17 protein-coding genes are annotated in these 12,489 nt (G+C 70.1%); 6 read left to right on the forward strand and 11 right to left on the reverse strand.

The window, feature by feature from the left end; genetic code table 11:
- Positions 1 to 87: 87 nt before the first annotated feature.
- Complete coding sequence (locus tag HPY32_RS24660; protein WP_067593846.1) at positions 88 to 543, reverse strand: hypothetical protein; 456 nt, start codon at positions 541 to 543, stop codon at positions 88 to 90.
- A 210-nt stretch (positions 544 to 753) separates the two neighbouring features.
- Here HPY32_RS24660 and HPY32_RS24665 point away from each other — a divergent pair, with 210 nt between their 5' ends.
- The gene (locus tag HPY32_RS24665; protein ID WP_171983041.1) at positions 754 to 1,314 is read left to right on the forward strand and encodes a LysM peptidoglycan-binding domain-containing protein; all 561 of its coding nucleotides are present in this window, start codon (positions 754 to 756) and stop codon (positions 1,312 to 1,314) included.
- Between the two features lie 62 nt (positions 1,315 to 1,376).
- On the opposite strand, the gene rpsR is transcribed toward HPY32_RS24665, so the two are convergent.
- The 4 genes from rpsR to rpmB form a co-directional block, all read right to left on the reverse strand.
- Positions 1,377 to 1,631, reverse strand: coding sequence for a 30S ribosomal protein S18 (rpsR, locus tag HPY32_RS24670; protein WP_067593843.1), 255 nt, complete (start codon positions 1,629 to 1,631; stop codon positions 1,377 to 1,379).
- 114 nt (positions 1,632 to 1,745) lie between these two features.
- Positions 1,746 to 2,051: a 30S ribosomal protein S14 gene (gene rpsN / locus HPY32_RS24675; RefSeq protein ID WP_067593840.1), complete on the reverse strand. Its 306-nt coding sequence runs from the start codon at positions 2,049 to 2,051 to the stop codon at positions 1,746 to 1,748.
- Positions 2,051 to 2,218: a 50S ribosomal protein L33 gene (rpmG, locus tag HPY32_RS24680; protein WP_067593838.1), complete on the reverse strand. Its 168-nt coding sequence runs from the start codon at positions 2,216 to 2,218 to the stop codon at positions 2,051 to 2,053. Before rpmG ends, rpsN begins: the two co-directional genes overlap by 1 nt.
- A complete protein-coding gene (rpmB, locus tag HPY32_RS24685; RefSeq protein WP_067593835.1) occupies positions 2,218 to 2,454 on the reverse strand; it encodes a 50S ribosomal protein L28 in 237 nt (78 codons plus the stop codon). Before rpmB ends, rpmG begins: the two co-directional genes overlap by 1 nt.
- A 98-nt stretch (positions 2,455 to 2,552) precedes the next feature.
- Here rpmB and mrf point away from each other — a divergent pair, with 98 nt between their 5' ends.
- Genes mrf through rpmF form a run of 3 tightly spaced genes read left to right on the forward strand, consistent with a single transcriptional unit; the run spans position 2,553 to position 4,321 of the window.
- Positions 2,553 to 3,869, forward strand: coding sequence for a ribosome hibernation factor-recruiting GTPase MRF (gene mrf, locus HPY32_RS24690; protein ID WP_067593832.1), 1,317 nt, complete (start codon positions 2,553 to 2,555; stop codon positions 3,867 to 3,869).
- Between the two features lie 5 nt (positions 3,870 to 3,874).
- Entirely contained in the window at positions 3,875 to 4,144 is a 270-nt protein-coding gene (locus tag HPY32_RS24695; RefSeq protein ID WP_067593830.1) for a type B 50S ribosomal protein L31, read from the forward strand.
- Between the two features lie 3 nt (positions 4,145 to 4,147).
- On the forward strand, positions 4,148 to 4,321 hold the full coding sequence (rpmF, locus tag HPY32_RS24700; protein ID WP_067593827.1) for a 50S ribosomal protein L32: 174 nt from the start codon (positions 4,148 to 4,150) through the stop codon (positions 4,319 to 4,321).
- A gap of 238 nt (positions 4,322 to 4,559) precedes the next feature.
- Here rpmF and HPY32_RS24705 read toward each other — a convergent pair whose 3' ends face one another.
- The gene (locus HPY32_RS24705) at positions 4,560 to 5,447 is read right to left on the reverse strand and encodes a DUF1906 domain-containing protein (RefSeq protein ID WP_067593824.1); all 888 of its coding nucleotides are present in this window, start codon (positions 5,445 to 5,447) and stop codon (positions 4,560 to 4,562) included.
- Between the two features lie 248 nt (positions 5,448 to 5,695).
- Here HPY32_RS24705 and HPY32_RS24710 point away from each other — a divergent pair, with 248 nt between their 5' ends.
- Together HPY32_RS24710 and HPY32_RS24715 are read left to right on the forward strand one after the other, a co-directional pair.
- On the forward strand, positions 5,696 to 6,496 hold the full coding sequence (locus HPY32_RS24710; RefSeq protein ID WP_067593821.1) for a VOC family protein: 801 nt from the start codon (positions 5,696 to 5,698) through the stop codon (positions 6,494 to 6,496).
- A gap of 223 nt (positions 6,497 to 6,719) precedes the next feature.
- A complete protein-coding gene (locus tag HPY32_RS24715; protein WP_067593818.1) occupies positions 6,720 to 7,439 on the forward strand; it encodes a DUF8020 domain-containing protein in 720 nt (239 codons plus the stop codon).
- Positions 7,440 to 7,531: 92 nt separating this feature from the next.
- On the opposite strand, the gene HPY32_RS24720 is transcribed toward HPY32_RS24715, so the two are convergent.
- From HPY32_RS24720 to HPY32_RS24740, 5 genes are read right to left on the reverse strand one after another with little or no spacing between them, the layout of a single operon-like run.
- The gene (locus HPY32_RS24720; protein WP_067593815.1) at positions 7,532 to 8,314 is read right to left on the reverse strand and encodes an MHYT domain-containing protein; all 783 of its coding nucleotides are present in this window, start codon (positions 8,312 to 8,314) and stop codon (positions 7,532 to 7,534) included.
- Between the two features lie 10 nt (positions 8,315 to 8,324).
- The gene (locus HPY32_RS24725) at positions 8,325 to 8,948 is read right to left on the reverse strand and encodes a GTP-binding protein (protein ID WP_231951863.1); all 624 of its coding nucleotides are present in this window, start codon (positions 8,946 to 8,948) and stop codon (positions 8,325 to 8,327) included.
- Complete coding sequence (locus HPY32_RS24730; protein ID WP_067593812.1) at positions 8,929 to 9,303, reverse strand: DUF742 domain-containing protein; 375 nt, start codon at positions 9,301 to 9,303, stop codon at positions 8,929 to 8,931. The genes HPY32_RS24725 and HPY32_RS24730 overlap by 20 nt, the downstream gene beginning before the upstream one ends.
- A gap of 8 nt (positions 9,304 to 9,311) precedes the next feature.
- Positions 9,312 to 9,722 (reverse strand): roadblock/LC7 domain-containing protein, encoded by a 411-nt coding sequence (locus tag HPY32_RS24735; RefSeq protein WP_067593809.1) that lies wholly within the window; start codon positions 9,720 to 9,722, stop codon positions 9,312 to 9,314.
- Positions 9,719 to 12,400, reverse strand: coding sequence for an ATP-binding protein (locus tag HPY32_RS24740; protein ID WP_231951861.1), 2,682 nt, complete (start codon positions 12,398 to 12,400; stop codon positions 9,719 to 9,721). The genes HPY32_RS24735 and HPY32_RS24740 overlap by 4 nt, the downstream gene beginning before the upstream one ends.
- Between the last annotated feature and the right edge of the window lie 89 nt (positions 12,401 to 12,489).

Raw genomic sequence — 12,489 nt, forward strand, 5'->3', positions numbered from 1 at the left:
TGATACCGACCTTCGTGCGGGCGACAGCGTACACCCATTCGTGGACGACGGAGCCGTCGGAGATGAACGAGCAGGCCGCTCGCACTATTAGTGGGAACTCAGGACCTTTCTATTGCCCAGGGGTTGCTCGAGCTGCACCTCCACCGTGCCGAAGACGGCGATCATCGTGCACATCCGGCCGGTGGCCTCGGGCAGGGTGCCCTCCCGCAATGTGATGGTTACCGTGCTGTCGGTCTCCGCGGCGGAGACGTCCACCCCGTAGCAATCCGGCGAGCCGATCTGGAAATTCACCGCGATGCGGTCGGGGGCGACCCGGCTCCAGCTGTCGAACGGGAGGACGCGCGCGCCGACGATCGCGGGATTGGCGGTGAACATGCGGCCGGGCTGCGGCGGCACCTGCTCGGTCGGGCCGGGTCCGCTCGAGGCGGTGCTCGGATTCTGTTGGGTACCATCGCTGTTCGCGGAGCCGCAGGCGGCGATCGATAGCAGTGCCAGCAGCGCGACGGCCGCACCGGCGCGGCGCGGCCGCGGGTTCGAGGTCATGAGCGTCACCCTAGTGGGCGCGCCGCGCCGGGTGGCGGCGACCGCGGTCGCGGACCTAGTGAACTTTCTGCAACGACTGCGCATATCGCCTGCGGGCCGCCTCGGCCGCGCAGTACTGTTCGCTGGCGGCGGGCGTATGCGGTCCCCGCCGCCGATGCGCAAGGCGAACACGCACGACGAAGCGAATCCCCTTCTCCGAAAGGAACATCCATGGGCGACACGCTGCACGTAGGCGATGAACTCGGTCTCGGTCAATCCCTGCAGGGTGGTGCCTACACCCTGACGCTGCAGAACGACGGCAACCTGGTGCTCTCCGAACCGGGCGGCGTCGTGTGGGCGACCAACACCCATGAGCAGGGGGTGCAGCGGGCCGTGTTGCAGCAGGACGGCAACTTCGTGCTCTACAAGGACGACGGCGCGGTGTGGGCCACCGATACCGACGGCAAGGACGCCGACCGGCTGGTGGTGCAGCCCGACCGCAACGTCGTGCTGTACGGCAAGGACGGCAGCCCGCTGTGGGCGTCGGACACCCACACCGACACCCCGATCGCCGCCGAGGAACCGGCCGCGGCTCCCGTCGCCGAGGAGGTCCCCCCGCCGCCCCCGCCCGCCCCCGAACCCCGCACCTACACCGTCGAATCCGGCGACACCCTGTGGGCGGTCGCCGAGCGCTTCTACGGCGACGGCAACCGCTACCGCGACATCGCCGCCGCCAACGGCATCGACAACCCGGACGTGGTGAATGTCGGCCAGGTGCTGACGATTCCGTAGAAAGCGGCAAAAGGCCCCGACGCGTATGCGTCGGGGCCTTCGTCTTCGGCTGGCGCGCCTCGTCAGCGGCTGGTGAACGGCAGCAGGGCCATCTCGCGGGCGTTCTTCACCGCGACGGCGACCTCGCGCTGCTGCTGCGGGGTCAGGCCCGTGACCCGGCGGCTGCGGATCTTGCCGCGGTCGGAGATGAACGTGCGGAGCAGGTTCACGTCCTTGTAGTCCACCGTCTCGACGCCGGCGGCGATGAGCGGGTTCTTCTTCGGGCGGCGCGCCTGCTCGGCGCGGACCTTCTTCGACGGTGCTCGTTTCACTGCCATGTCAGTATCCTTTCTCGGCCTGAGCTCTGGGCCCTACGTGGTTACGCAGGCTGCCTCCTCCGGGCCCTGACCGCTCACGCCGGGGTTCCTTCTCACTCACGAGGTCTGTGATGGTTACCAACTCGATTTGTGCACACCGGGCAGCTCACCCCGGTGTGCCAGCTCGCGCACCCGTACGCGGGAGAGGCCGAACTTCCGGAGATGACCACGGGGGCGACCGTCCGTGGCGTCCCGATTGCGCAATCGTACCGGACTGGCATCGCGCGGCAGCCGCTGCAGGGCGGCCCGGGCGGCGGCGCGTTCGTCCTCCGGCGTCGCCGGGTTGCGCACGAGTTTCTTGAGCTCGGCGCGTCGTTCGGCGTAGCGGGCGACGATCAGTGTGCGCTGCTCGTTGCGGACGATCTTGGACTTCTTGGCCATCAGCGATCCTCCCGGAACTCGACGTGCCGGCGGACCACGGGGTCGTACTTGCGCAGTACCAACCGATCCGGGTCGTTGCGGCGATTCTTGCGGGTGACGTAGGTGTAGCCGGTGCCGGCCGTCGAGCGCAGCTTGACGATCGGGCGCAGCTCGGTGGTGCGGGCCATCAGATCCGCTCCCCGCGGGCGCGCAGCCGGGCGACGACCGCCTCGATGCCGTCGCGATCGATGACCGCGATGCCCTTGGTGCAGACCGTCAGTCGCACGCGGCGGCCCTCGCTGGGCAGGTGGTAGGTCTTGCGCTGGAGATTGGGATTCCAGCGGCGGCTGGTCCGCGTGTGCGAGTGCGAGACGGCTTTGCCGAAGCTCGGCCGCCGCCCGGTGACCTGGCACTGAGCCGACATGGGCGCCTCCTGTTACTGATAATCATTTTCGACAATGGCCGCTCGACACTGTACCGTTGGTCGGCAGTAAATGAAAATCATTGTCGAAAGGGGCTCCGGTGCCGTCTCACTCCGACCGCCGTACACCCGTCGTGGTCCTGGCGGATGCGTCGGCCGATCCGAGTGCCGCGGGACCGGTCGCGGCGGGCCGCGACCACGCCGCCCGCCTGCTGCTGGCCACGCCCGGCACCGTGGTGATCCGGCACGACCTGAGCGAACTGCACGAGGGCATCGTGCGGCGCACCGTCTGCGCCGACGGCCGCGAGGTGACCACGGTGCACGAGCTGGCGCACGGCTGTGTGTCGTGCACGCTGCGTGCCGATCTGCTGCCGTTCCTGTGCCTGCTGGCGGCGCGGGATTCGGTGCGGCGCATCGTGATCGCGCTGGATCCGGCGTTCGAGGCCGACGCGGTGTGCCATGCCGTCGAGAACGTGCCGGTGGTCGACGTGCACGGCCGGGTGGACGGACCGGCCGGGCGCGACGTGCGCATCGAGGCCGTGCTGACCTGCCTGGACGCCCGCACCTGGCTGGCCGACGCGCTCGGCGACGAGATGCTGGCCGACCGCGACCCGAGCGCCGCCGAGGAGGACCGCACGGTGGCGCAGGTCGCCGTCGGGCAGGTCGACTTCGCCGATGCCGCACTGGTTTTCGCGGCCGAGGCGTTGGACCGGCCGGACCGCGACCGGCTGGCCGCGGTGCTGGAGCGGCTGCTCCCGCAGGCCCCGGTGTGCTGGGTCGAGGGCCCGGATGCCCTGGACCGCAACCGCATCGAGAACCTGCTCGACCGCGTGCCCGCGGACTCGCGGCGGGGCCGGATCTTCGACGCGCACGCGCCGCTGCTGCGCGGGCAGCCGCGGCTGGACGCCGAGCACGGGGTCGCGCTGTTCGAATTCGCCACCGATCGGCCGTTCCATCCCGGCCGCCTGCACGACGCGCTCGACGTGCTGTTCGACGGCGTCGTCACCGCGCGCGGCCGGATCTGGCTGGCCACCCAGCCCGACCACGTGGTGTGGCTGGAATCGGCCGGTGGCGGGCTGCGGGTCGGCGACGCGGGGCGATGGCTGGCCGCGCTGGGCCCGGACGAGCTGGCGGCGGCCGATCCGGATCGCCGGGCGCTGGCCGCCCTGCGGTGGGACGAGCACTTCGGCGATCGCCACACCTCGCTGGTGATCCTGACCTGCGACGCCGACCCCGACGAGATCCGCCGGGCACTGCACTGGGCCCTGGTCGACGACGCCGAACTGCTGCTCGTGCGCGGCGCCCCCGACCTGGTCGCCCGCTGGGACGACCCGTTCGGGGACTGGCACGAAGACCCGTGCGACACAACGCAATCCAGCGCCTCGCCGCTCGGCGAGCAGCGCGTGAACGAAAGGTAGGTCCCGTGAAACCAGGGATTCATCCGGATTACCACCCGGTGGTCTTCGAGGACGTGAGCACCGGCAAGCGGTTCCTCACCCGGTCCACCGCGACCGGCCTGCGCACCGTGGAGTGGACCGACGGCAACAGCTACCCGCTGATCACCGTCGATGTCACCTCCGATTCGCACCCGTTCTGGACCGGCGCGCACCGCGTGCTCGACACCCAGGGTCGGGTGGAGAAGTTCGAACGCCGGTACGGCAAGCGCCAGCGGCCCGCACGAGGGGAGGGCTGAGGCATGGCGGTTCCGAAGCGGCGTATGTCGCGTGCGAATACCCGTAGCCGGCGGGCGAACTGGAAGGCGACGCCACCCGACCTGATGCCGGTCCGCGTCGGGGGCGTCGTCCATCGGGTGCCGCGGCGGCTGGTGGCGGCGGTGCGGCGGGGACTGATCGATCCCGCCAAGCTGTAGCGTGACCAAGTTGCCGTAATTGTGAAAATTCCGCGACCGCCCGGCAATCACGAGAATCGATCAGAGCTGACCAGCGTCGTCTCGACGCGGTTGCTTTCAAGTAGCTCTTCGATCAATTACCTGCTGTGGGTTGGTTTTTGAGCGATGAAAAAGTCTGCTCGAAGTGATGAATTCGAGGCGTCGCGGCGGTAACCTCGTCGGCGAGGGCGGGTTCTTCCGAACATTCGAAAGAACCCGCTCATCGCCACTCTTGGGCCCGTTCACCGTTGGAATGTCTTGCGCCCGAAAGGGGTTGCCGCCCGTCCAGCCGTGCCAACTGCTCCGCGATCGCATGCGCCGGGCCGCCCAGCAGCGACAGCGGCCACGGCCATTGCGGATGCGACAGCCGCTGCACCTCGTGCCGCAGGTCGGCGATGGTCGTCTCCAGATCGCCTATCTCCGTGCGTAATTCGGAGAACTGCGCGAGCAGCTCCGCCACCTGCACCCGGATGTCGCGCAGCAGGCCGTCCTGCGCGGCCGCGAAGGTCTCCGCCGCCGCGGTGTGATCCCACTGGCCGAAATCGGCGGTCTCCGCCTCGTCCACATCGCAGACCACCCCGTTCACCGTCACCTGCCGGGTGGTCTGGTGCAGCTGGCGGCGGGTTTCCACGTGGCCGCCCGACCAGGCGTCGGTCTGCCACGCCCACACCGCGGCCCCGGCGTCCAGCGCCCGGCTCACCGGCCAGTAGCCGCCGTAGATGCCCACATTCGCGCGCCCCAGCACGCTCGCCGCGCCGTCCAGATAGGCGTCGATCGGGGTCTGCTGCTCGGGCGTGGCATCGAAATCGGCGGAGAAGTAGACGGGCCGGTCGGCGCGGCCGCCGCAGGCCAGCGCCTGCCGCAGCGCGAGGCGGGCATCGGCGACCCCGGCGTCGTGCCCATCGAGCATGCGGTCGGCGGTGGTCTCCCAGTTCGACACGATCGAGACCCCGTGCGCGCGCAGATCGGCCGCCTCGTCGGGGGTCAGCAACTTGCCCGGCAACGCCGGGCCGCCGTCGGACAGGTAACGGACCACGAAGTCGTAACCGGCGGCTCGGATGGCGCTACCTCCGGGCCGGGCCGCGGCGTAGTCCAAACCGGAACGCATACCCCTCACTGTAATTCGCGGCGATGGTGCTCGCTGATCTATCTGCCAAGTCGTCGCCGCCGTGTGCTGGGCCGTCGTGTCGGCGCGGGTGGGTTGCGGTCATTTCCTGTGAACGCCCGGCGAACTCCCGGACACCGGACCCGGATGCTGGTTGACTACTAGATGGCCGTGTGATCGGCATCACGTCGGGGTGAGAGCGGGGGGCCGGTCCGCGACCGCAGGCAACCCACGAACGAACGGAGAATCCGATGCCTGTGCGAAGCACCCCCTGGCCCGAAGGCACCCCCTGCTGGGTCGACTGCCAGGTCGACGACCCGGTCAAGGCGAGCGAGTTCTACGCCGCGCTGTTCGACTGGACCATCGAGGGCGGCGAGGAGGGCGCGGGCGGCTACCTCATGGGGATGAAGGGCGGCAACGCCGTCGCCGGGATCGGCCCCAAACCGCAGGCGGGGATGCCCGCGGTGTGGACCACCTACCTCGCCGCCGACGATGCCGACGCCATCGCCGGGAAGGTGAGCGCCGCGGGCGGCCAGGTGCTCACGCCCCCGTTCGACGTGCTCGACGCCGGGCGCATGTTCATCGGCAAGGACACCGTCGGCGCGGTGTTCGGCGTGTGGCAGGCCCGCGCGCACAACGGCGCCGCCGTGCACAACGAACACGGCTCCTACTGCTGGAACGAGCTGCACACCCGGGATCTCGCCGCCGCCGAGAAGTTCTACGCCGACGTCTTCGGCTTCGCCTACACCGACGTCGGCGACGGCAAGACCATGAACTACGCGATGTTCACCCCGCGCGGCGGCGAGCAGCCCGCGGGCGGCATGAACGACGACACCGTCATGCCCGTCGAGCCGGTGCCCAGCCACTGGCTGACCTGGTTCCAATTCGACGACGTCGATGCCGGGGTGGCCCGGGCGTCCGAGCTCGGCGCGACGGTGGTGATGCCCGCCTCGGATTCCCCGGTCGGCCGGATGGCGATGGTCGCCGCACCGCAGGGCGAGGTATTCGGGCTCATCGACACCGCCGTGACCGTGGGTGAGATGCCGCAGTAGCGCACCCCCGCATAAGAGCAGGCTGAGGGTTTGCTGAAGCCCTCAGCCTGGGCGGCACGTCCGAATTTGCGGACTTTTAACACATTGCCAGCTTTATTGTCGAATTCTTGACGCCGTTCGTTACCTGCTCGTAATCGGAGCAGGACAGCCTCTTGAAGGGTTCAAATTTTGTGCCTGCGCGCCGGAGGTAGGTGGCGCACTGCTGAAGAAAGCGTATGAGGGAATGAAGCTGAGGAAGTTCGCCGCGACGTCGGCGCTGGTCATCGCCGCTCTTGGGGTTACTGCCGGTACTGCCTACGCGGACCCGGCGCCCGCTCCGTCGGCCAATTCGACCCTGCAGACCGATATTGCGCCGGGCATCCACTACAACGCGAGCCTGGTCGACCACTCGGTCGTCATCACCACCGACGCGGGTTCGCTGGCCGCTCGCGACGGCCAGTTCCAGGTCGTCGACGGCACCGGCAAGGTGGTTTCCGCGCTACCGCTGAGCTACCAGCGGGACGGCATGAACTTCCCGATCGCCGCCGCCATCGATGGCAACAGGGCCACGCTGACCCCGAGCACCGATCGCGCGCAGGCCACGCCCATCGCCGATGTGCACTACGTGGACGCGACCGCCAACCCCAACTTCAACCAGGCGCTGAGCAACCTCGGTAGCGAGGTCGCGGTCGGCGTGGCGGTCGGCAGCCTCATCGGCACCGCGATCGGCGCGGGCATCGGCTGCATCGCGGGCGGCATCGTGTCGGGCATGGCGGGCGCCGCGGTCACCATCGGCACCCTGGCCGTGCCCGCGGCCCTGGGCGGCTGCCTGGTCACCGGCGCGGCCCTGGGCGCCATGGGCGCCGTCGCGGGCACCATCTTCATCGGCGGCCCGGTCGCCGCGGTGGCCCTGTTCCAGTTCGGCTCCGACCTGGCCACCCCGCCCGCCCCGGCCACCAAGTAGTCCGGCGCGGTAAGCACCAGACGGGCCGGACCGCCACCAGGCGGTCCGGCCCGTTTCGTATTCGACCGTAACCCGAAGGCCCGCAGGGACGTTCAGCGCACCAGCTGTCGCCCCGGTTCGTCGGTGGGATCGGACAACCGTCGGCCGGGCCGCACGGTGGTGCTGCGATCGGGGGCGACCAGGACCGCGGTGATCGGGACGGCCAGGGAGAGGGTACCGAGGACGAAGACCGGCACGAAGAGGGTGAACAGGTCCTCGCCCGCGGGGCGGGGCGCGGCGCTGTCCAGGTGCAGACTCACCCCCGCCAGGCCCAGGTAGTGCATGCCCGCCGTGGCCAGCGCGAACGCGACCGCCACCCCGGTCAGCGCGGCGAGGGAGCGCAGCCGCAGCGTGGCCCACAGGGTGGCCGTCGCGATCACGATCGCCAGCACGATCACGGTGATCGCCGACAGCGCGTTGATCGTCACCGAACCCTGGACCTGGATGGCCGTCAGGGCCAGATAGTGCATGAGGCCGATGCCCAGGCCCGCGAGCACGCCACCCCCGGCCAGCCGGACCGGGTGCAGCGTCTTCCCGGCGGCCAGCAGACCGGCCATGATCGACGCGCCCGCCAGCAGCGCCGCCGCGGCCGTGCGCGGCAGGTCGTAGCTCAGCGCGCCCTTCGGCACGCCGACGCCGAGCATGGTCACATACATCGCGAGCCAGATGCCCACGCTGCCGATCGAGACCGCCGCGGCCGCCTGCCAGACCAGCCGGAACCGCGCCGTCACCGACAGCGTCGACTGCCGGATACAGGCCAGGCCGATCAGCGCGCCGGACGCCGACACCCCGAGCGCCAGCCCGAGAACCCAGTAGCCCAGGGCGAAGTAGGTCATGACGGCCTCCTCACGCCTGCCCGACCGTCTCCGGCTGCGACGCGGTGAGCCGTTGAATCGCGTACTCCGTCACCGCCGCCAGCGCGCGCCGCACCTCCATCGGATTGCGGGCGTCGACATCGACGATCGGCACGCCCTCGCGGACCGACAGCGCCTCGCGCAGCTCGCCGAGCGGGAATCGCGGCGCGTCCGGAAACCTGTTGACCGCCACCAGGAACGGCAGCTGCCGCGCCTCGAAGAAATCCACCGCCGCGAAACTGTCCTCGATGCGGCGGGTGTCGATCAGCACCACGGCGCCGATCGCGCCCCGGATCAGGTCGTCCCACATGAACCAGAACCGCCGCTGCCCGGGCGTGCCGAACAGATACAGCGTGAGATTGCCCGGCAGCATGATGCGCCCGAAATCCATTGCCACCGTGGTGGTCTGCTTGCCCGGCGTGCCGCTCAGATCGTCGACCCCGTCGGACACCATGGTCACCATCGCCTCGGTGCGCAGCGGCACGATCTCCGACACCGAACCCACGAACGTGGTCTTGCCGGCGCCGAAGCCGCCCGCCACCACGATCTTGGTGGAGGCGGTCCGGGCGTCGTCGGGCTGATAGGGCGGCCTGGCATCACAGGGCACGGAGTCCACGCAGGGTCCTCTCCATCAGGGATCGTCGCTCGTCGTAGCTGGCATCGTCGCTCAGCGTGGTGTGTACCCGCATGGTCCCCGCGACCACCAGATCGCCGATCACCACCCGGATCATGCCCAGCGGCCGGCTCAGGTGGGCGGCGATCTCGGCGACCGACAGCCGGGCCGCCCCGTGGCGCAGAATGTCGGTCCGGATATCGCCTGCGGGCCATTCGAATTGGTTCGCGTAGGGCAGCGTCTCCACCACCGCCTCCAACGGCAGCTCGACGGCGGGCTCGGTGCGCCCGGCGGTCAGGGCATAGGGGCGGACGCGCGTGGTCGGCCGGCCTCCGCCGGCCCCGATGGGACTGGACATCGCACGCTCTAAACCGCCGAACGGGCGGTGGCCTGGACCACCGATCCGACCCGGTCGACCAGTAGCGCCATCTCGTAACCGATCCGGCCGATGTCGTGCGACTTGTTGGCGAGCACGGCCAGGTGCGAGCCGTTTCCGACGCTCATCACCAGCAGATAGCCGCGCTGCATATCCACGATGGACTGCATGACCTTCCCCCCGTTGAACAATTGCGCCGCCCCGGCGGACAGGCTGGCCAGGCCCGCCGTCACCGCGGCCAGCTGCTCGGCTCGATCGGAGGGTAGGTGCGGGCTCGTCGCCTGCAGTAATCCGTCGGCGGACACCAGCACGGCGTGCGAGACGCCCGGAACATCGCGGGTGAAGCGGGCCACCAGCCAGTTCAGGTTCTCGTCGCTCGGGATCTGCGGGGTAGTGCTCATGCGTGGCCTCCGTCGTTGTACTGCGTATCGGCCCGTCCGCTGCGGACACCGCTCAGATGCCTGGACAGGTTGCTGCGGATCTCCTCCGGATCGGGTGCACCGGAGTCGTTGGACGGGGCCAGGCCGCCCGGCACCAGTTGGGCACCGGGGCGGCGAATCGGCAGGCCGCCCGTGGTGCGGCCCGTGCTGGTCGGGGTGCTGGCCTCCGCGGCGGCCTGCCATCCGGCGTCGGCCTCCGAGGTCCAGTCCTCGGCCGCCGCGTCCGCCGCCGTCGCCGGTTCGACCAGCCATTCCGACACCATGCGCTGGTAGATCGGGGTCGGCGACTCGGAATTGACCGGTCGCAGATCGGCCGGGCGGGGCGGGGCGAGGGCGACGCCGCGGCCGCCGGGGGGCGGGGCGTCGGGTCGCGCGGGCGGCTCCTGCCGGATCGGCGGACCGAAGGTATCCGGATCGGCCTCGGCCCAGATGTCCACCGGGGCCTCGATGACCGGCTCGACCGGCTGCGAGCGGCGCGGCCAGACATCGGTCGGTGGACCGAAATCGGCTGGGGGATCGTCGGTTTCGGCCGGATCGGCGTAGTCCATGGCCTCCGGCAGGGCCAGCCGGGCGACCGGGGTCGGGGTCTCACCGGACCGGCCGGTGTCCAGGCCGGTGGCCGCGCCGGGGCGGCGCTGCGGCAGCCCGGAACTGGTGACCGAGAATCGTCCTGACTCGGCGGTGACCGATTCGGCGTCGGATTCCCGGCTAGCCGTCGGGTCGGGCACCGCGGCCAGCACGCGCGGCTGGACGGTCGGATCGGGCGTGGCGGGCGCGAAGGTCGAGGTGATCGGCTGCGGGCCGGTGGTGTCGTCCAGGGCGGGCGAGACCAGGATGCCCGGCAGGTGCACGCTCGCGGTGAGGCCCGGCTGCTGCGCCATGGTCGAGGTGCGACGCAGGCCGACCGTGATGACGTGCCGCTTGGCGAGCCGGCCGACCACGAAAAGACCCATGCGACGGGCGGTTTCGAGGGTGACCTCACCACCGGCGGCGAGGCGCTCGTTGACGCCGCGCAGATCCTCGCCGGACATGCCGAGGCCGCGGTCGGTGATCTCGATCAGGTAGCCGCCGTCGACCGCGCGGGCGACCGAGACCACGACCGGGGTGCTCGGCGGCGAGTAGCGCAGCGCGTTGTCGATGAGCTCGGCGAGCAGGTGCTCGATGTCGACGGCCGGTTCACCGGCGACGACGCCGTCGGGCACGGCGCCGATCTCGACGCGCTGATAGTCCTCGACCTGCGAGACCGCGCTCCACAGCATGTCCGACAGCGGCACCGCGGGCAGATAGCCGCGGCGCAGCGCGGTACCGGCGAGCACCAGCAGGTTGTCGCCGTTGCGGCGCATGCGGGTGGCGAGGTGGTCCAGGCGGAACAGGCTTTGCAGGCGCTCGGAGTCGTCCTCGTCGCGCTCGAGCTCCTCGATCAGCGAGAGCTGCTGCTCGACCAGCGATTGGCTACGGCGGGACAGGGTTTCGAACATATTGCCGATCTGCAGCCGCAGCCGGGCCTGCTCGGCGGCCAGATCCAGGGCCACGCGGTGGATGTCGTCGACCGAGCGGGCCAGCTGGCCGATCTCCTCGGTGGTGTGCACCTCGATCGGGGTGATCTCCGGGGTCTCGCCGCCGGTGCGCACCACCTCCAGCTCCCGGGGCAGGTCGGTGTGCGCGACCTGGAGGGCGCCGCGCCGCAGCCGGCGCACCGGCACGACCAGCGAGCGGGCGACCGCGAGGGCCAGGGCGAGGCCCGCGAGCAGCATGCCGATCACGATCGCGACGTCACGAAGCACGGAGCTGCGCGCGTCGGTGGTCTGGGCGTTCAATCGGCTGTCGATGGTGTCGACCAGGTGCGTGTCGGCCTGAATGTAGGCATCGAGGCTGGACTGCAGCGAATTGGCCACTTGGCCCAGCGTGTTCGCATCGATCGAGGGCTGGCTGAACGCGCCGATGCGCATCTGCACGGCCTGCAGCAGCTTGTCGCCGTTGATCGCCGTCTCGGCTTGCAGCTGGCCGTAGTGATTCACCATGATCATCTCGCCGCCGAGCGCGATGAACAGCTGCCCCCGGGAGGCCGGATTGGTCTCGACGGTTCCGGTGAGCATGAATTCCTGCAGCAGCAGGCGGCGCGCGGTCATCGTGGTGCCCAGCTGGAGGAAGGTGCGCTCGATGCCGTTCTCCTCCGCGGACGGAGAGATCGCCATGGCGTTGCTGACGTGGTTGGCGACCTCGTCGTACTGCTGGCCGATGGTGGCGGGGGAGTTGGTGCGCAGGCCGCCGCGCATGGTCCGGGCCGCCGACAGCGCCGCCGCCAGTTCGGTGGTCACCTTGCTGTCGGCCTTGGTGCTGCGCAGCGCGGTGTCCAGGTCGGCGGCGGCCTGGTCGAAGGTGGTCGTGATCTTGTCCAGGCCGGGATCCGGGTTCGCCGCGTCGCGCTGGGACGCGGCGGTGATCGCGAGACGCTCCGACGACGAGGTGAACACCAGCATCGGCCGGATGATCTTGGCTTGCTCGGTGGCGGCGTTCAGTTTCCGGATCTGGGCGAGACCATCGTTGATCCGCAGCACCGCGAATATCGAGGCGAGTAGCACCGGCAGCAGCAGCACGATGCCGACCTTGCGGGTCACGGACCAGTTGGACAGGCTCATCTGCCTCGGGCGCGGTGCAGCTTCCATCCCGCTTCTGTCGCCTCCGCCTTACCTATGGATCCCCGTGTGTTCCGGCGCATGACCGACCG

The organism is Nocardia terpenica, assembly GCF_013186535.1.
Classification (GTDB): Bacteria; Actinomycetota; Actinomycetes; order Mycobacteriales; family Mycobacteriaceae; genus Nocardia; species Nocardia terpenica.